This window comes from Rhodococcus sp. DMU2021, from assembly GCF_019641445.1.
GTDB classification, from domain to species: Bacteria; Actinomycetota; Actinomycetes; order Mycobacteriales; family Mycobacteriaceae; genus Rhodococcus; species Rhodococcus pyridinivorans.
This window is the reverse complement of the sequence record NZ_JAIFKB010000002.1, coordinates 388,271-403,639: the sequence shown is the minus strand read 5'-3', so window position 1 is coordinate 403,639 and position 15,369 is coordinate 388,271. Positions and strand designations below refer to the sequence as shown.

The 15,369-nt window shown below is 63.7% G+C and carries 28 protein-coding genes; all 28 read left to right on the top strand.

The genetic code is table 11. The annotated features are described in order from the left end of the window. Positions 1 to 288 precede the first annotated feature (288 nt). Positions 289 to 429, top strand: coding sequence for a hypothetical protein (locus K3M35_RS05215; RefSeq protein WP_220666096.1), 141 nt, complete (start codon positions 289 to 291; stop codon positions 427 to 429). Further along, positions 426 to 704 carry a hypothetical protein gene (locus K3M35_RS05210; RefSeq protein WP_220666095.1) on the top strand — a complete coding sequence of 93 codons (279 nt, stop codon included), beginning with the start codon at positions 426 to 428 and terminating at the stop codon, positions 702 to 704. Before K3M35_RS05215 ends, K3M35_RS05210 begins: the two co-directional genes overlap by 4 nt. Continuing rightward, a complete protein-coding gene (locus K3M35_RS05205; RefSeq protein ID WP_220666094.1) occupies positions 701 to 1,219 on the top strand; it encodes a hypothetical protein in 519 nt (172 codons plus the stop codon). Before K3M35_RS05210 ends, K3M35_RS05205 begins: the two co-directional genes overlap by 4 nt. After that, complete coding sequence (locus K3M35_RS05200) at positions 1,213 to 1,554, top strand: hypothetical protein (RefSeq protein WP_220666093.1); 342 nt, start codon at positions 1,213 to 1,215, stop codon at positions 1,552 to 1,554. Before K3M35_RS05205 ends, K3M35_RS05200 begins: the two co-directional genes overlap by 7 nt. Then, positions 1,551 to 1,880 carry a hypothetical protein gene (locus K3M35_RS05195; protein WP_220666092.1) on the top strand — a complete coding sequence of 110 codons (330 nt, stop codon included), beginning with the start codon at positions 1,551 to 1,553 and terminating at the stop codon, positions 1,878 to 1,880. Before K3M35_RS05200 ends, K3M35_RS05195 begins: the two co-directional genes overlap by 4 nt. Further along, positions 1,877 to 2,104 carry a DUF1508 domain-containing protein gene (locus K3M35_RS05190; protein WP_220666091.1) on the top strand — a complete coding sequence of 76 codons (228 nt, stop codon included), beginning with the start codon at positions 1,877 to 1,879 and terminating at the stop codon, positions 2,102 to 2,104. Before K3M35_RS05195 ends, K3M35_RS05190 begins: the two co-directional genes overlap by 4 nt. Then, complete coding sequence (locus tag K3M35_RS05185) at positions 2,101 to 2,727, top strand: hypothetical protein (RefSeq protein ID WP_220666090.1); 627 nt, start codon at positions 2,101 to 2,103, stop codon at positions 2,725 to 2,727. Before K3M35_RS05190 ends, K3M35_RS05185 begins: the two co-directional genes overlap by 4 nt. Before the next feature lie 161 nt (positions 2,728 to 2,888). After that, positions 2,889 to 3,038, top strand: a complete 150-nt coding sequence (locus tag K3M35_RS05180) for a hypothetical protein (protein WP_220666089.1) — start codon at positions 2,889 to 2,891, stop codon at positions 3,036 to 3,038. A 431-nt stretch (positions 3,039 to 3,469) separates the two neighbouring features. Further along, complete coding sequence (locus K3M35_RS05175) at positions 3,470 to 3,733, top strand: hypothetical protein (protein ID WP_220666088.1); 264 nt, start codon at positions 3,470 to 3,472, stop codon at positions 3,731 to 3,733. Between the two features lie 617 nt (positions 3,734 to 4,350). Continuing rightward, positions 4,351 to 4,743 (top strand): hypothetical protein, encoded by a 393-nt coding sequence (locus K3M35_RS05170; protein WP_308257057.1) that lies wholly within the window; start codon positions 4,351 to 4,353, stop codon positions 4,741 to 4,743. After that, positions 4,730 to 5,803: a terminase gene (locus K3M35_RS05165; RefSeq protein WP_220666086.1), complete on the top strand. Its 1,074-nt coding sequence runs from the start codon at positions 4,730 to 4,732 to the stop codon at positions 5,801 to 5,803. Before K3M35_RS05170 ends, K3M35_RS05165 begins: the two co-directional genes overlap by 14 nt. Continuing rightward, the gene (locus K3M35_RS05160; protein WP_220666085.1) at positions 5,775 to 6,380 is read left to right on the top strand and encodes a terminase; all 606 of its coding nucleotides are present in this window, start codon (positions 5,775 to 5,777) and stop codon (positions 6,378 to 6,380) included. Before K3M35_RS05165 ends, K3M35_RS05160 begins: the two co-directional genes overlap by 29 nt. A gap of 18 nt (positions 6,381 to 6,398) precedes the next feature. Next, positions 6,399 to 7,739, top strand: coding sequence for a phage portal protein (locus K3M35_RS05155; protein ID WP_220666084.1), 1,341 nt, complete (start codon positions 6,399 to 6,401; stop codon positions 7,737 to 7,739). Between the two features lie 139 nt (positions 7,740 to 7,878). Further along, a complete protein-coding gene (locus K3M35_RS05150; protein WP_308257056.1) occupies positions 7,879 to 8,763 on the top strand; it encodes a hypothetical protein in 885 nt (294 codons plus the stop codon). Positions 8,764 to 8,830: 67 nt separating this feature from the next. After that, on the top strand, positions 8,831 to 9,394 hold the full coding sequence (locus tag K3M35_RS05145) for a hypothetical protein (protein ID WP_220666082.1): 564 nt from the start codon (positions 8,831 to 8,833) through the stop codon (positions 9,392 to 9,394). A gap of 9 nt (positions 9,395 to 9,403) precedes the next feature. Then, the gene (locus K3M35_RS05140) at positions 9,404 to 9,766 is read left to right on the top strand and encodes a capsid cement protein (protein ID WP_220666081.1); all 363 of its coding nucleotides are present in this window, start codon (positions 9,404 to 9,406) and stop codon (positions 9,764 to 9,766) included. Positions 9,767 to 9,823: 57 nt separating this feature from the next. Beyond that, positions 9,824 to 10,732, top strand: a complete 909-nt coding sequence (locus K3M35_RS05135) for a hypothetical protein (protein ID WP_220666080.1) — start codon at positions 9,824 to 9,826, stop codon at positions 10,730 to 10,732. Between the two features lie 11 nt (positions 10,733 to 10,743). Next, on the top strand, positions 10,744 to 10,974 hold the full coding sequence (locus K3M35_RS05130) for a hypothetical protein (RefSeq protein ID WP_220666079.1): 231 nt from the start codon (positions 10,744 to 10,746) through the stop codon (positions 10,972 to 10,974). Continuing rightward, a complete protein-coding gene (locus K3M35_RS05125) occupies positions 10,937 to 11,344 on the top strand; it encodes a hypothetical protein (protein WP_220666078.1) in 408 nt (135 codons plus the stop codon). Before K3M35_RS05130 ends, K3M35_RS05125 begins: the two co-directional genes overlap by 38 nt. After that, the gene (locus K3M35_RS05120; RefSeq protein WP_220666150.1) at positions 11,344 to 11,721 is read left to right on the top strand and encodes a hypothetical protein; all 378 of its coding nucleotides are present in this window, start codon (positions 11,344 to 11,346) and stop codon (positions 11,719 to 11,721) included. The genes K3M35_RS05125 and K3M35_RS05120 overlap by 1 nt, the downstream gene beginning before the upstream one ends. A gap of 2 nt (positions 11,722 to 11,723) precedes the next feature. Beyond that, the gene (locus K3M35_RS05115; RefSeq protein WP_220666077.1) at positions 11,724 to 11,891 is read left to right on the top strand and encodes a hypothetical protein; all 168 of its coding nucleotides are present in this window, start codon (positions 11,724 to 11,726) and stop codon (positions 11,889 to 11,891) included. A 2-nt stretch (positions 11,892 to 11,893) separates the two neighbouring features. Further along, the gene (locus tag K3M35_RS05110) at positions 11,894 to 12,211 is read left to right on the top strand and encodes an HK97 gp10 family phage protein (protein ID WP_220666076.1); all 318 of its coding nucleotides are present in this window, start codon (positions 11,894 to 11,896) and stop codon (positions 12,209 to 12,211) included. Beyond that, entirely contained in the window at positions 12,212 to 12,655 is a 444-nt protein-coding gene (locus K3M35_RS05105; RefSeq protein ID WP_220666075.1) for a hypothetical protein, read from the top strand. It begins immediately after the preceding gene. Between the two features lie 159 nt (positions 12,656 to 12,814). Beyond that, complete coding sequence (locus K3M35_RS05100; protein WP_220666074.1) at positions 12,815 to 13,381, top strand: hypothetical protein; 567 nt, start codon at positions 12,815 to 12,817, stop codon at positions 13,379 to 13,381. Positions 13,382 to 13,396: 15 nt separating this feature from the next. Next, on the top strand, positions 13,397 to 13,879 hold the full coding sequence (locus K3M35_RS05095) for a hypothetical protein (protein ID WP_220666073.1): 483 nt from the start codon (positions 13,397 to 13,399) through the stop codon (positions 13,877 to 13,879). A 56-nt stretch (positions 13,880 to 13,935) separates the two neighbouring features. After that, positions 13,936 to 14,205 (top strand): hypothetical protein, encoded by a 270-nt coding sequence (locus K3M35_RS05090; RefSeq protein ID WP_220666072.1) that lies wholly within the window; start codon positions 13,936 to 13,938, stop codon positions 14,203 to 14,205. 18 nt (positions 14,206 to 14,223) lie between these two features. Further along, the gene (locus tag K3M35_RS05085; RefSeq protein ID WP_220666071.1) at positions 14,224 to 14,532 is read left to right on the top strand and encodes a hypothetical protein; all 309 of its coding nucleotides are present in this window, start codon (positions 14,224 to 14,226) and stop codon (positions 14,530 to 14,532) included. A gap of 181 nt (positions 14,533 to 14,713) precedes the next feature. Continuing rightward, positions 14,714 to 15,346: an endonuclease VII domain-containing protein gene (locus K3M35_RS26845; RefSeq protein WP_220666070.1), complete on the top strand. Its 633-nt coding sequence runs from the start codon at positions 14,714 to 14,716 to the stop codon at positions 15,344 to 15,346. Positions 15,347 to 15,369: the final 23 nt, after the last annotated feature.

Genomic DNA, 15,369 nt, shown 5'->3' with positions numbered 1-15,369 from the left:
CGATGGGATGGGCCGCGACGCCCGACGCACGGCAAAGAGCCTTGAGCTCATCGCATCCGGCGTCCACCCCGGAACTCACATGCCACTCCACCCGGACGCCGCAACCGAACGCTCTGGTCCTGGCCTGCGCTGCCGTGGTTGCGAGCACCTGTACCGCAAGCGTGGCGACTTCGCTGGCGCGTTTCTCAAATGCACGAAGACGTCGGTGAGGCCGGACGTGCGTTCGACCGGTCCTGACATGCGCGCCTGGTGGCCCGCGTGCACCCTCTTTGAGCAGAGGGGCGACTGATGACCACCATCGAGAAGGTCGTGTTCGCTGCGGCCCTGCCGTTCACCGTCCTCGCCGGGCTGATCCTGGGCCGGTTCCTGTTCGTCGCGGCGTGCCTGGTCCTGTACCGGGCGCGCCGCCGGCGCGGAGACATCTCGTGACCGCCGCCGAGGTGGGCGGCTGGGGTGACCCTGGTGCTGATCCGCAGCACGAGTGGGAGCGCACCCGCACGAGGCTCGAGGAAGCCGAGTGCGCGCTCGCGGGGATGGTGCACGAGAACAACGAGCTGCGGGCGATCATCCGCCGGGTGCGGGACCACGCCCGCTGGCAGCGACAGATGGCGAACGAGATCCGCAGCGCCGGCCACCCGTACGACGCGCTGCCGTACGCCGACACCGCCACAGCTCTCGAACGCATCATCGGGGACCGGACATGACGGCGAGGAAGTGGGGTAAAGCCGGGGAGCGACTCGACCCAGTCGAGCGGCAGAAACGACTTCGCGAACTCGCCATCAAACGAAACCAAGACGAGGCGCGACAGAAGCGCGACCTCGAAGAGGGACTCCGACTCTGGCGGGCAGGCAAGCTCATCCCGTGGCGCATCACCTTAGCACTCAACGCGATCGAAGCCGATGGGCCAGAGGTGGACATCGCGTGCGGCGCTCGCGAGCCGGACGTCGACCACTGGGAACTCGGAATCAAATACCCCACCTGGGAGCAGACCGAGGCGCTGAGTCGCTACACCGGATTCACCGTGCCGTGGTTCTGCATCGATGAACGCCCACCGAGCGTCCATGACACGACACTCCGATTCCACCTCCCGAAGGCACATGTGCAGGAACTCGAACGCGCAGAGAAAGAGCGCGTGTGTCGGTTCCTCCCCGATGCGATCGCCGCGACCCTTGACGGCCGCGAATACGTACACGAACCAACGCAGGAGGCGTTGTGGTGAACACCTACTGCCCGAACAAACTCCCCGGCAACGCACACACCTGCCTGTGCACCGCCCTCGCACACCACCCCGGCGGCCACAAATGCGCCTGCGGACACACCTGGGGCGACCCCTGGCACACCATGACCTACGACCAGCAACGCGCATGGCTCGGACTACCCGCGCCGCCACAGTGGGTCCCCAGCTACATGGACGTTGCCTGCGCTATCAGCGGCGCGTACCAGCTACTCGGAGACCTCATCGGCGTCGAGATCAACCCCGGCGAGTTCGACTTCTCCGAGCTGGGTCGCGAAGCAGTCCAGGCATACCTCGAAATCCGCAAGGAGGCGTCATGACCGAACGCGAAGAACTCACCCGCATCATCGCTCCCGAACTTCCCGACGTTGATATTGACGGGGGAGTGTCGCGTGGTATCGCCGATGCCGTCCTCAACGTCGGATACCGCAAGCCCCGCACCATCACCACCGCCGAAGAACTCAACGCACTACCGCCCGGATCGGTGCTCATCCAGGAAGGCGTACGACCGAAGAACGCAGGCGCCTGCATCGTCATCTACGGAGACGGGCTCGTATCCGACAGATTCGGCATCCACTACGCAGCAGAGGCACTCGAAGAGTGGGGGCCGCTCACAGCCATCTACGTCCCCGAGGAGCAGTCATGACCCACACCCTCGAGCTCTACCAAGCCGCGGACGGATGGCGGTGGCGACGACGCGCCAGCAACCATGAAGTGATCTCCGACAGCGGCGAAGCCTACGTCGACCGCCGCGACGCCATCCACGGCATGCACCTTGCGAACGGTGACTGGCGCGACTGCCGACTCATCGACGAAGCCGACAACCTCGCACTCACCGACGCCAACATCGACGACGAGGACCGACCATGACCGACCGGGACGGCTACTACCTCCCACGCCACGACCAGGACAAGCTCATCGAACTCCTCGACCAAATCCCCGACCTCATCGAAGACCTCACCATCGCGATTTCGCGCCAAGACCGGATTAGCGGCGGCGGCCCCCGCACCCGCAACGGATCCGACGAACAACCCATCCCCATCGGCCTCCACGCCATGGAAGCCGCAGACCTCCTCCACCACACACTCACCGCCTGGACCAACCACGTCTGCGAACAACGCAACTACCCCAGACCAGGAAACGACACACTCACACTCGGACGCTGGCTCAAACAACACATCATCGCGTTGGCATTGACCGAAGGCGCCGAAGAATCACTCGACGAAATCCAACACGCCATCCGCCAAGCCCGTCGAGCCACCGACCGACCACGCGACAAGCACGGCGAGAAGCATGATGTCGAACTCCTCGACCAAGTCCCACTCACCAAGAAAGAACTCCGAATCGCCATCAAAGCCCGCACAGGAGCCGAACTACACAGGCAAACCCTCGACTCCTGGATCAAACGCAAACGACTAATCCCCGACGAAGCCGGCTGCTACTCGCTGACCGACGCCATCCACCTCATGCGACAACACGCAAGACCCGCCTGATCCAAAGTGCGTCACCCCGTTTGATATACTTCCGGCGAAGCCGAGTGTGACCGACAAGGTCCCTCGGCTTTCGTCGTCGAGAGGGGACACCCGATGATGCTCCGACCCTGGATCCACACACTCCTCACCACCCTCACCTACTTCGGCATCAGGCTCACACGATGAGCATCACCGAATACCGCAACCGCTTCATGGACCTCACATCCAGGCTCCGAGTCGCACATTTCAACAACGACACCGAGCAAATCCAAGTCCTTGAAGCAGAGATCGAACGCGTCCTCCTGCAATACCTGGACACACGAGACGAATAGAGGCAGCGATGGGTTACGGATATTACGTCCTCCCCGACGGTCGCGAAGCGGGCTACAACGTCGAAGCGCAGTGCGACGAACCGGGATGTACCGAGACCATCAACCGGGGACTCGGATGCATCTGCGGAGAACACCCTGCAGGACACAAAGACGACGATGAGCCAGGCTGCGGACTTTACTTCTGTGAAGAGCACCGATATACGCATGATTGCTCTGAACCTGAATGCGACACCTGGTCAGACGACGAGATGCAACACTGCTCCCTCGTCGAAGGCCACAAAGGTGACCACATCGATCACGAAGGCGTCGTATTCACCGCAAGTCGTCCACCCTCGCAGCAGCCATAGGCGCTCGGGTGGCCGAGGCCCCGCGCTGATCCAAGGGTGGTGACAGCGCGGGGCCACCAACCACCCCAAGAGAAGAGGACGACCATGCCCCGCACCCCCGAACAGATAGCCGCCGACGACGCCCTCACCGCCGCCATCGAGAACCACCAAGCCGCCTACCACGACGACAACGAAGGCGTACTCACCGACTACCTGGTGATCGCAGGCCGAACGTTCTGGGACGACGATGGCGACCAGGTCGAAGCCGTATACCTCACCGTGCGCGACGACAGCGTCTCGTTATCCAAGCAACTCGGACTCGTCGAGTTCGCATCGCTCATCGTGCGCCGTCACATCACGGACGACTGAACCATGCCCCGCACACGCAACCGCGTCTGCGCCACCCCCGGATGCCCACGCATCCAACCCGAAACCCGATGCGCCCAGCACAGGCAAGAAGCCGAACAAGCACGAGGCACCACCACCCAACGCGGATACGGCAGCCCCCACCAAACAGCCCGCCGGCAATGGCAACCACTCATCCAAGCAGGTGGGGTCACCTGCGCCAGATGCGGCCGACCCATCCACCCCGACCAACCATGGGACCTCGGGCACGACGACCACGACCGCACCCGATACACCGGCCCCGAACACGCCTCCTGCAACCGCGCCACCGCCGGCCGCCGCAACCGCACAAGCCCCTGACCTGCGACGATGCAAACTCGTTCGCACCGGCAACGCCGAACAGGGGTGGGGGGAGACCCCCACGCAACCAACCTCCCCGACCGCGGATGAGGTGAGAAAAAGGTGCGGAGGGTTCAAAGGTTCCGAACATCCCCGCCGCCGGCGCGATGCCGACGGCACGTCTGACGTGGCGCGATGCCACCGAAGGAGTGATCGACATGACGCGTGGAGGTTCCCGAAACCGCTCAGGCCCGCAGGCTGATCCTCGCTCCGGTCGCAGCGACCGACGAGGAGTGTCGTTCGTGACGCTGCCGAGTGAGGGCTACTCGGGGAAGGCGCCGGAGTGGCCGTTCCCGAAGGGCTCGACTCGTGAGCGGGCCGTGTGGAAGAAGGCATGGACGTATCCGCAGGCGGCGCAGTGGATCAAGGAGCCGTGGCGGTGGGAGACCATCGCGATGTGGGTTCGTTGGAAGGTGCGCGCAGAGTCCGGTGAGGCCAGTGCCGCGGATGCGTCGGTGCTGCACCGGTTCGCCGACCAGATCGGTATGACGCCGGCCGGGCTGAAGGAGAACGGTTGGCAGATCGCCGCGGATGAGGTTGCCGCAGTGAAGGCCACGAAGACTTCGAAGCAGGAAGCGACGGAATTGTCGACGCCGAAGCGTCGCCTCCGGGCGGTGCCTGGTGGAGCTAACTGACGGGTTCGTCGTCGACTTCCCGACCCTCGGGGATCTCGCTGACGGCTGGATGAAGCAGCATTGCCGTGTCCCGGACGGTTTTCAACGTGGACGGGCATTCGAGCTCGCCGACTGGCAGTTCTGGTGCACCGCGAACCATTACCGGGTCCGTGAAGAGGCGGAGTGGCGACCCGAGCAGCCTTTGTTGAATCAGGCGTTCACCTACCGTCGCTCGCAGATCGTGGCACCGCAGAAGACCGGCAAGGGACCGTGGTCGGCGAGCATGGTTGCGTACGAAGCTGTGGGTCCGTGCATCTTCGGCGGCTGGGCCGGCAAGGGCGATGGTTACGCCTGCTCGGACCATGGCTGCGGCTGCGGCTGGGAGTACGAGTACCTGCCGGGTGAGCCGATGGGGATTCGGCATCCGTCGCCGATCATCCAGCTGACAGCAACGTCGGAGGATCAGGTCGCGAACGTGTACCGGCCACTGACGGCGATGATCAAGCTCGGGCCGCTCGCGGATCTGATGTATCCGCGTGAAGGGTTCATCCGCATCGCGGGGGAGACGGAAGGCGACGACTTCGACCGTATCGATGTGGTGACGGCATCGGCGAACTCACGCCTGGGTAATCCGGTGAGTTTCGTGTTGCAGGACGAGACGGGTCTGTACACGAAGTCGAACAAGATGGTGAATGTCGCTCAGACGCAGCGCCGCGGTGCTGCCGGTATGGGCGGTCGGACGATGGAGACCACGAACTGTTGGGATCCATCGGAGAACTCGACGGCGCAGATGACGTACGAGTCCCGGTCGACGGACATCTTCAAGTTCTATCGGAAACCGCCGGCGGGACTGTCGTATCGGAACAAGCGCGAGCGCCGCAAGATCCACACCTACGTCTATGAGGGCTCGTGGTGGGTGGATCTGGACTCGATCGAAGCGGAGGCCGCGGAGCTGCTCGAGACGGATCCGGCGCAGGCAGAGCGATTCTTCGGAAACCGCCTCGTGTACGGCCAGGGTTCGTGGCTGCGTCAGGGGTTGTGGGAGGAGCGCTATGGAGAGGCTCTGGCTGCCCAATCCTGAACGGGGGACGCCGATCGCGGTCGGTGGTGACGGGTCGGAGAACAACGACTTCACGGCGATTCGTTGCGAGACACGCGACGGTTTTCAGTTCACCCCCCGGTACGGGCCTGATCAGCGTCCGACGATCTGGAATCCGGCCGAATGGGGCGGACAGATTCCCCGCGGTGAAGTCCATGCGGCGGTCAGCGAGATCTTCGCGACCTGGAAGGTCTCGCGGTTCTATTTCGACCCGCAGGACTGGTATTCGGAGATCGGGGACTGGGCGTTGGAATACGGGGATTCTCGGGTGTTCGAGTGGCCCACGAACAAAGTGGACCGGATGTTCCATGCGATCCGCCGATTCGAAACGGACCTGGTGTCAGGGCGCACCACCCAAGACGGGTGCCCGATCACGGCCGTGCACATCGCGAATGCCCGGAAGGTAGCGAAGCCGGGGCAGAAGTACATCCTCGGCAAGCCTGCCGACCACCAGAAGATCGACGCTGCGATGGCATCGATCCTTGCTCATGAGGCCGCGGCGGATGCCCGCGAGGCCGGATGGGCTGATCCAGTCAGTAGCCGAATGATCGTGATGTGAGATGGGGTGATGTAGCAGATGCCTGATGCTGTCGACCTCATCCCGATTCTGGAGAAGGGTCTCGCCGCTGACGTCGAGAAGCTGACGAAGTACGACAACTATCTCGAGGGCGAGCAGCCCTTGAAGTACATGTCGGATGCGATGCGGGAGGAAATCGGCGACACAGTCGCTGACCTGGTGCTCAACTGGGCACGCCTCGTGGCGGACGCGTACGAGTCCCGTCTCGACGTCGAGGGATTCCGGTACGCGGACTCCGACAACGAGGACGAGACGTTGTGGGCCGGTTGGCAGTACAACGACATGGACGAACAGTCTCAGCAGGGTCATCTCGATTCGATTGCCTTGTCTCGTTCGTATGTGTTGATCAGCGCCAACAAGGAAGCCGACAAGCCTCCGCGGAACACCGTGGAGTCTCCGTTCCAGGTGTGGGCGCGTCGAGATCCGGCGACCCGGAAGGTGTCGTCGGCGATCAAGAAGTGGAAGGACGCCGACGACGTCGAACACGTCATGGTGTTCACGCCAGCGGAGACCGCCGAGTTCGTGAAGAAGGACGGCAAGTGGGTCACGGGCGAGTTCTCGGACAAGCACAACTTCGGGGTCGTCCCGGTAGTGCCCCTGGTGAACCGTCCACGAATCCTGCGACCGGACGGAACCACCGAGTTCATCGATATCATCCCGCTGGCGGACGCGGCGAACAAGATGGCCACGGACATGATGGTGTCGGGTGAATACCACGCGATGCCGCGCCGGTGGGCGTTCGGGTTGAAACAGTCCGACTTCGTCGACAAGAACGGTAATCCGTTGTCGACGTGGTCGAAGCTCAAGTCACGTCTGTGGGCGAACGAGGATCCGAACATCAAGGTCGGACAGTTCGACGAAGCCGACCTCGTGGTGTTCCACAACACGATCAAGTTGCTCGCTCAGCTGACCTCGCAGATCGCGGCCCTGCCTCCTCATTACATGGGGTTCGTCGGTGACAATCCGACCTCGGCGGATGCGATCCGGTCCTCGGAGACACAATTGGTCAAGCGCGTCGAGCGCAAGCACACGTTCCTCGGTGGAGCGTGGGAGGAAGTGCAGCGCATCAACCTGATGTACCTGCGCAAGAGCCCTGACCTCGAGGACCGCGACTACCAGATCGAGACGGTGTGGCGGGATCCGGCGACGCCGACTGTCGCCCAGAAGGCGGATGCTGCGGTCAAGAAGTACGAGTCCGGAATCGTTCCGCTCGAACAGACCTGGATCGACCTCGGATACTCGGCGACGCAGCGGGCGCAGATGAGGAAGATGCTCGAGGAGACCTCGGCGTCGGCTGCCATCGCCCGCTTCGCACGCCCGGGACCGGGCGATGGTTCCTGACGCGTCGGTGGCGTACTACCGCGATCAACAGGCCCTGACCATAGAGGCGTTGGCGATCGCGGTGGACCTGTGGGGTTCTCGGCCGCCGGCAGATTTCGATCGGTGGTTCGACCGCAACATCGACTCTCTCATCGAGTTGGTGCTCGTCGCGCAGCGTCGGGCGGTCGAGACTGCGGACGATTACGTCGCGGATGTGCTGGACGAGCTCGGCACACCGGTGGCGGCCGACGCCGAGACGGTGCCTGAGGGTTTGGTCGGTGTCGCGTCGGACGGACGTGAGTTGGACTCGCTGATGTACGGCGCGGTCATCACTGCGAAGGGTCGTGTCGCGAAGGGGCTCGGTGTGGCTCAGGCGTGGGAGTCGGGGCTGACGGCGCTGATTCAACGTGTGCAGACGCAGGTGGCGGACGCGGCCAGGGCCTCGACGGCATTGTCTATCGCGGCCCGCCCGGGCGTGGGGTACGTGCGCATGCTCAACCCACCATCGTGCGCGCGATGCGCGGTGCTGGCGGGGAAGTTCTACCGCTACAACCGAGGATTCCCTCGCCATCCCGGATGCGATTGCCGCCACATTCCGGCTCGTGAGAATGACGCCGACGATCTGCGTACGGATCCGAACGAGTACTTCAACAGCCTGTCGACGGAACAGCAGGACACGTTGTTCACGAAGTCCGGTGCGGAAGCAATCCGCCTGGGCGCCGACGTGTCCCAGGTGGTCAATGCACGCCGCGACATGTCGACGGACAGCCTCAACGTCGCCGGTTGGATCCCGAAGGGCCGGTTGACCCGAACCGAGGTGTACGGGCAACGGCTGGCAACCACCACTGAGGGTGTGACACGTCGCGGCGCGGCGTATCGCGCCATGAGCCAGGCCGGGTACGCCCGGCGCCAAACCGACGTCCGCAACGGACGCCGCTACTTCCAAGCCAAAGCGCCCCGATTGATGCCGGAGGCGCTTCTCGAAATCGCAGAAGGTCGCGACGACGCTCTGCGACTACTCAAGCTGTACGGCTACCTCACGTAGCCGACGACAACTCCCGACCGGTGCGACGCCGGACCGGGTCCACCCCCGCGATGGAGGAACCCCAACCATGAGTGCAAGTAACGAAGGTCTCGGTGCAGTGCCCAATCCTGGGAGCGATCCGGCCGGCGCGACGCCGCCCGCACCCAATGCTGCAACGACCCCTCCAGCCCCGGAGGCACCCCTCGGTGAACCGGGCCTGCGAGCCCTGCAGGCGGAGCGCGACGCTCGCGCCGAAGCAGATCGTCAGGTCGCAGATTTGCAGCGGCAGCTCGACGAGATCAACGCAGCGCAGCTGAGTGACCTCGAGCGTGCACAGCAGGCGGCGCAGGCCGCGCAGGAAGCCCAGCAGGCTGCACAGGCTGCGGCCGAGCAGCGGGCTGCTGAAGCGGCACGTTGGCGTTTCGCCGCAACGAACGGTGTACCGGCTGCGTGGGTCGAACGACTTCGTGGCAGCACCGATGAGGAACTCGCCGCGGACTGGGAGACGCTCCGGCCGACCCTCGTTCCGGCAGTCGATCCGAACGCGCCTCGCGTTCCTGCACCACTTCCGAATGCCGGCCCGCAAGGCGGTGTCCCGCAAACGGAAGAAGACCTTCTGTACGAGCAGATCTACGGATCCCCCAGAAAGTGAGGCCCTGACATGGCCGAATACGTTCCCATCCGGAAGCCGGGGGCGGCACTCGTCTCCCAGGCATCCGCAACCATCACCGGCGGCCAGCTCGTCGCCGTGTCCGGAAACGGCACCGTCGCCCCGACTTCGGGTGCGTCGGCAGCGTGGCTCGGCATCGCAGCATTCGACGCTGTGGCCGGGGACAAGGTGACCATCCACGCGGTTGGCGAGCACGAGCTGACCGCGTCCGGTGCGATCGCCGCCGGCGCCAACGTCATCTCGGCTGCCAATGGTGCGGTCGCCGCGATCGGTGCTGGCACCGACTACTCGCAGGTTGTCGGCGTCGCTGTGGCGGCCGCTTCCGGCGGCAAGGTCCGCGTCGTTCTTCGCTGACCCACCCCATTCATTCCTGGAGTCGTCAGGCTCCGGATCTCCTGAAGGAGGGGCCACATGGCCATCACTTACCCCCCGGCGCCGCCTACGTTCTCCGGGGATGTTCAGACCGTCAACCGGTTTCTGGCATCTCCCACGCTGGTGTCGCGTCGCGCAACCGAAATCGCCGCTCAGCGTTTCATCTCGGACGTGCTGCTCACCGCTCGCACCCCCGTCGAGGGTGGCGCGATCGTCTTCGAGCAGGACGACCCGCTGTACACCGAGCGTCCCGTCGAGATGATCTCGCCCGGCGGTGAGTACCCGCAGACCGGACTCGCCGACAGCGTCCCGCAGGCCGTGAAGGTCAACAAGTGGGGCCAGGACGTGCCGATCACCGACGAGAAGATCAAGCGCTCGAACTTCGGAGCGGTCGAGAAGGCCCTCACCCGCCTGGTGAACACCGCGGTGAAGAACTGCGACTCGATCGCCCTGTCGCTCATCGCCTCGCAGGTCACCCAGACCCAGGCGGTCACCGACGGTGCGTGGTCGACGTCTACGAAGATCCTCCGCGACATTATGCTCGCGAAGGCGACGATCATCGGCCTGAACAAGGGCTACGACCCGAACGTTCTCGTCGTCGACGACGTCACCTGGGCGTACCTCGCCTCGGATCCGGCGATCCAGACCGCGCGTGCTCGCGAGGACACCTCGAACACGATCTACACCGGTGACTTCCCGGTCATTGCTGGTTTGACGATCCTGCCGACCCCGAATCTGCCGGCGGCGGGCGCCTGGGTCATCGACACCAACGCTCTCGGTGGCATCGCCGACGAGGACCTCGGTGGCGGTTACGAGGGTCAGACGATCCAGACCAAGACGATCCGCGACGAGGACAACGACCAGTGGAAGGTTCGTGCCCGCCGCGTCTTCGTCCCCTACGTCAGCGAGCCCGGTGCCGCTGTCAAGATCACCGGCGCGACGGCCTGAGAGGACATTCCATGAGCCACATCGTTACCGCACCCCTCGTCGGGGTGAACGGCGCTGACGGCAAGCTGAAGTACCTCTACCACGGCACGGTCGTCCCCTCGGACGTGTCGAAGGAAGACATCGATCGGCTCGTCGAGGACGGCCTGATCAAGTCGACCGAGGAAGCACCCCGCGCCTCGTCCCGCAAGACCGCTGGGAGCAAGAGTGACGGCACCGCTGCCGATTCTGGTCGAAGCGAGTGACGTTGAGACTCGGCTGGGGGAGACCCTGGCCGAGTCTGAACTCGGACAGGTCGAGTCGATCATCGAGTTGGTGTCGGAGAAGCTCCGTTCACCGTCGATGCGCAGAGCTGTCGGGGACATCGATCAGCGTCTCGCGGATGGCGACCTGCGACCCGGACTAGTGCGCGGAATCCTCGTCACCGTGGTGTGCCGGGCGTTCGATGCGCACCGGGTCGGGTTGCGGGTGCGCTCGGAGCAGTTCCCGGAAGTCCAAACCACGTACGCGGATCCGAATTCGGAGTTGGTGTACTTCACTGACTCCGAGCTCGCTGATCTGGCGCCGGCAGCGGACGTCGACCAGGGCGGCTCGTTCTCGATCAGGATCGCGTGATGCGCCGACTTCCAGAGAAGTGGGTCCTGATTGTCGACACTCCGAGCACGGTAGTGGATGAATCCACGGGGAATCGGATCCCGGCACCGCCCACTGAAATCGAGTGGACTGGGTTGCTGCAGCAGCGGCAGTTGTCGGCCGCTTCGGTTGACGCCGGCAACACTGAATTCGATCCCGGCCATGTCGTGTCGTCCTATGTGCTGCTCCTCGACCCGGGCATCCCCGTGATGCCGGGCAGGCGTGACCGGTTCCGAGACGAGAACAACGTCATCTACCAGGTGGAGGGTCAGCCGCGACCCCGTAAACCCGCTCGGGGGTCACGCAAACCCGCCTACATTGCCGCGAACGTGCGGTGCGTATCCGACATGAAGGAGTAGTCATGACCGACAAGAAGAAGGACGGCGTCGTCGAGTACACCGACACCGAGGGCAACACTCGGTGGGCGGCAGAGGACTCGAAGGCCTACCAGGATCACCTGACGAACAAGAAGTCCCGGCCCGCCTCGAAGTCCTCGTCCGAGTCGACGAAGACCGAAGTCAAGAGCTGACCGTGGCGTCCCGCGCACGGGTCACGGTGTACCGGGACCAGGCACGGCGGGAAGCCCTCGAGCATTCCTTCGACGGTCGTGTCGAGGCCGCGGGGGAGATCGTGGATCGCGCGAAGAGTGCGGCCCCGGTGTACTCCGGTGCGTTCCGCGGCAGCATCGACTTCGAAACTCAAGGCGATCGTGTGTTTGTGGTCGCCGAGGACGAGGACTCGATGTACATCGAGTACGGCACCGAGGACACTCCTGCGTTCGCGGCGTTGACCGAATCGGCTCGCCCGTACGGGAAGTACCGAGGATGGCAACCGAGGGGAGGCCGGTAGATGGCTGTGCCGTTCCCGCCGGCCGCGGCCCGCGACTATCTGCTGTCGCAGCCCGAGTTCCTCGACCTGGTCCTGCCGCGGAATGTGTCGAGCCGGGACTACCCGGACGAGATCACCGAACCGTTCGTGCTTATCACGGCGAGCACCAACGCCGGACCTGATCCGGTGGTGAACAAGCCATTGGTGCGGATCACCACGAAGGTTCCGAAGCTCGAGGTGCTCGGCGGCACGGTGGATCCGGAAGAGCTCGCATGGGACATCACCAGCATCGCCCGCGACCTGCTGTCCCGGGCCCGCAACGTGCCGTTCCGCAACTGTGCGTGGACGGGACATTGGGTCAACGGCCCGTCCGTGTTGCCGGTCGACAAGACCCGCGGAGTGGACTTCCCGCTGTATGGGGCGACATGCCAGATCGAGTTCGCGATGAAAGTCAATCGCACCTGATCGTCGCCTCTTCAATCGCCGCAGTGCGGCACTGACACACCCCTCATCAGTGGGTGCGTCTCTCACACGTCCCGTCCCGGGGTCCAGCCGGGCATAACCGGGACGGGACACCCTTTCACTGCTCACGTCCGGCGTGAGCCGATCCCAGGAGGTATATCCGTGAGCACTTACGCGGATCCCAGCAAGGCCTACGTGTGGCTCGACGGCGACATCTTCCGCGCGCCGGCGGGCACCGCTCTCCCCACCGATCCGTTCGCCCCCGCCCCGGTCACCGGCACCTCGCCTGGTGTCACGTGGGACGCCTACGGTGGTGTCGAGGCGGGCTTCAACGTCAACCCGACGCAGAACGTCACCACGCTGCCGGTGTGGAATCGTCGACGGGCACCGTACAAGCACATCAAGAGCGTCCTCGAGGAACGCGTCACGTTCCGCGCCGTCGACTACTCGAAGGCGACCGTGCTGACCGCGCTGCAGGGCGGCTCGATCACCGAGACCAGCACCGGTTCGGGCGTGTTCAAGTGGGAACCGGGTGACGACGAAGAGTTCGCCGCCCTGTTCCGCCTGTCGGACGACACCGGCAACGCCGGCTTCTACTGCGAACGCGTCACCCTGTCGACGCCGCCCCCGCGCGTGTTCGGCGGCGAAACCCTCGACGGTTTCGAGTTCGAGCTGCTCGCCCTGTCGGAGATCGTTCCGCTGACCGACTTCAACCCGCTCGCCCCCTAGGAGGAGCTCACCATCATGCCCGGCACCCAGAAGAAGACCACTCCCCGCCAGGCTCCGGCCACCCAGCCGGAGCCGGCGGTGGAACGGTTCAACGTCCTCGACGTCCTCGCCCAGGACGGCGGCGAACCGCAGCCGATCACCCTGTTCGGGGTCGACGCGGACGTGCGACGCAACTTCACCGGCGAAGAAGCCGTGAAGTTCTACGCCCACATGTCCAACAACGAACTGATCGACGCCCTCGACGTCATCACCGACGGTGCCGGGCGGGCACTGTGGGATGCCGTGATGGGCGCCAAGCTCAATACGAAGATCACCGCTGATCTGCTCAACAAGGTGATCTCACTTTCCGGGTTGTCCGAGGGGGAAATCGTGCCGCTCTCGCCTCCCTCTGCCGCGAGGATGGCTGGCGCGGTGCTCTCACAAGCGTTGGACGATGGTTCCACCGGGACCTCCGAGAAGTCCTCCGCAGCCACGACTGGCGAGACTGCGAACGACTGATCGCCGCGGCTGCCGAGTACGAAGCCCAAGCTGTTCGGGATTCGGAGAACTTGGCGATGCTCCTCGACCGGGACGACTACTGGCTCAATTCCGAGTACGCGCAGTGGACCACCGACCCGAATGATCCTGAGGTGAAGCGGGCACGGGAGGAACGGAAGAATGTGAAGCCACCGCCGCATCCGATCATCGCCCCGGTGGCGTTGCGGCCGAAGGACATGGCTGAGATCCGCCGAAAGCAGTACATGGAAGCATTGCTGCCGAAGGTTCAGGTGAAGGCGGAGAAGAAGCTGACAGCTCGGGAGTTCGCTCAGATGATGGGTGCGTAGTCTGCGATGATCGAGGTCATGCGTGGATATGTAGCCGCCGCTGGTGCGGCCCTGCTCCTGCTAGCAGGGTGCAGCAGCGAACCGAGCGAAGCAGAACAGCGGGCCGCCGACTGCGAAGCGTTCGCCGCGGAAACCCCAGGAACCCTCGAACGGTCGTGGGCGCACGCAATGTGGAGAGATCCCGACTCCACCGAAGATGAACGCGTTGCCGCAGCGAAGGCTCTCGCCCGCGAGACCAACGGCGACAAGCGTGATCACCCGTACAACTGCGACTGGCCAGCCTATCAGGCGCTGTTCAGCTACTACCGGGACCTACGCGCAGAGTGACCGGACACCACCGGAACAACTGAATAACGCACGATTCACGAGAACCCCGTAAGGCATTGCCTTCCGGGGTTTCTGCATTCCATGTGAATTGAACGTCAGTGAGTAGTGGTAGGAAGTAAGAGACCCCGGCGAGTGTTGGAGCACTCCCGGGGCGTGGCCAAACCTGGATGAGAGGTTCGACATGTCCGAGGATACATCTATCCGCTTCCAATGCATTCGATGCAAGGAATTTTTGCCGCGAGATGGTTTCTACTACCGAAAAGACGACAAGCCGGATGGCTCTCCGAGTCGCCGGACTTGCCGTTCATGTCAGCGGGAAGTAAACCGGCGATGGAAGACGGATGGACCGCAGATCCGCCGCTGGCATCAATACGACAATCCTGATGGCACGCGCACTTGTCGAGTGTGCAAAGTTCCAAAGAATCTTGACGAGTTCAAGATAAGAAACAAAGAAACCGGACTCAGGCGGAACGAATGCTTCGATTGTCATAAGCAGTTGGGGAAAGAACGGTATGAGTCCGACAAGAAGTCTCACCAGGACCGAATGAGACGGTCCCGGTTCGGGATGGAAATCGGCGAATACGACCGCATGATGATTGAGCAGAATGGTGTGTGTGCCATCTGCGGGCAACCGGAAACATCGAAGCATTCCGGTGGTGCCACCAGGAAGCTTTTTGTCGACCATGACCATCAGACTGGTGTGGTCCGTCAACTTCTCTGTATGAAGTGCAACGCGGGGATTGGTCAGTTTCAAGACAGTCCGCAACTGCTTCGGAACGCAATCGAGTATCTCGAGAGGCACGGTCGAATCTGACCTGGTCGCCTCGTCTGCATTAG

What these genes read in the sequence shown, in the direction of transcription:
- K3M35_RS05215 (WP_220666096.1), top strand. Translation starts at nt 289, where the DNA reads ATGACCACCATCGAGAAGGTCGTGTTCGCTGCGGCCCTGCCGTTCACC.
- K3M35_RS05205 (WP_220666094.1), top strand. Translation starts at nt 701, where the DNA reads ATGACGGCGAGGAAGTGGGGTAAAGCCGGGGAGCGACTCGACCCAGTC.
- K3M35_RS05195 (WP_220666092.1), top strand. Translation starts at nt 1,551, where the DNA reads ATGACCGAACGCGAAGAACTCACCCGCATCATCGCTCCCGAACTTCCC.
- K3M35_RS05190 (WP_220666091.1), top strand. Translation starts at nt 1,877, where the DNA reads ATGACCCACACCCTCGAGCTCTACCAAGCCGCGGACGGATGGCGGTGG.
- K3M35_RS05185 (WP_220666090.1), top strand. Translation starts at nt 2,101, where the DNA reads ATGACCGACCGGGACGGCTACTACCTCCCACGCCACGACCAGGACAAG.
- K3M35_RS05180 (WP_220666089.1), top strand. Translation starts at nt 2,889, where the DNA reads ATGAGCATCACCGAATACCGCAACCGCTTCATGGACCTCACATCCAGG.
- K3M35_RS05175 (WP_220666088.1), top strand. Translation starts at nt 3,470, where the DNA reads ATGCCCCGCACCCCCGAACAGATAGCCGCCGACGACGCCCTCACCGCC.
- K3M35_RS05160 (WP_220666085.1), top strand. Translation starts at nt 5,775, where the DNA reads ATGGAGAGGCTCTGGCTGCCCAATCCTGAACGGGGGACGCCGATCGCG.
- K3M35_RS05155 (WP_220666084.1), top strand. Translation starts at nt 6,399, where the DNA reads ATGCCTGATGCTGTCGACCTCATCCCGATTCTGGAGAAGGGTCTCGCC.
- K3M35_RS05145 (WP_220666082.1), top strand. Translation starts at nt 8,831, where the DNA reads ATGAGTGCAAGTAACGAAGGTCTCGGTGCAGTGCCCAATCCTGGGAGC.
- K3M35_RS05140 (WP_220666081.1), top strand. Translation starts at nt 9,404, where the DNA reads ATGGCCGAATACGTTCCCATCCGGAAGCCGGGGGCGGCACTCGTCTCC.
- K3M35_RS05135 (WP_220666080.1), top strand. Translation starts at nt 9,824, where the DNA reads ATGGCCATCACTTACCCCCCGGCGCCGCCTACGTTCTCCGGGGATGTT.
- K3M35_RS05130 (WP_220666079.1), top strand. Translation starts at nt 10,744, where the DNA reads ATGAGCCACATCGTTACCGCACCCCTCGTCGGGGTGAACGGCGCTGAC.
- K3M35_RS05120 (WP_220666150.1), top strand. Translation starts at nt 11,344, where the DNA reads ATGCGCCGACTTCCAGAGAAGTGGGTCCTGATTGTCGACACTCCGAGC.
- K3M35_RS05115 (WP_220666077.1), top strand. Translation starts at nt 11,724, where the DNA reads ATGACCGACAAGAAGAAGGACGGCGTCGTCGAGTACACCGACACCGAG.
- K3M35_RS05105 (WP_220666075.1), top strand. Translation starts at nt 12,212, where the DNA reads ATGGCTGTGCCGTTCCCGCCGGCCGCGGCCCGCGACTATCTGCTGTCG.
- K3M35_RS05095 (WP_220666073.1), top strand. Translation starts at nt 13,397, where the DNA reads ATGCCCGGCACCCAGAAGAAGACCACTCCCCGCCAGGCTCCGGCCACC.
- K3M35_RS05090 (WP_220666072.1), top strand. Translation starts at nt 13,936, where the DNA reads ATGCTCCTCGACCGGGACGACTACTGGCTCAATTCCGAGTACGCGCAG.
- K3M35_RS05085 (WP_220666071.1), top strand. Translation starts at nt 14,224, where the DNA reads ATGCGTGGATATGTAGCCGCCGCTGGTGCGGCCCTGCTCCTGCTAGCA.
- K3M35_RS26845 (WP_220666070.1), top strand. Translation starts at nt 14,714, where the DNA reads ATGTCCGAGGATACATCTATCCGCTTCCAATGCATTCGATGCAAGGAA.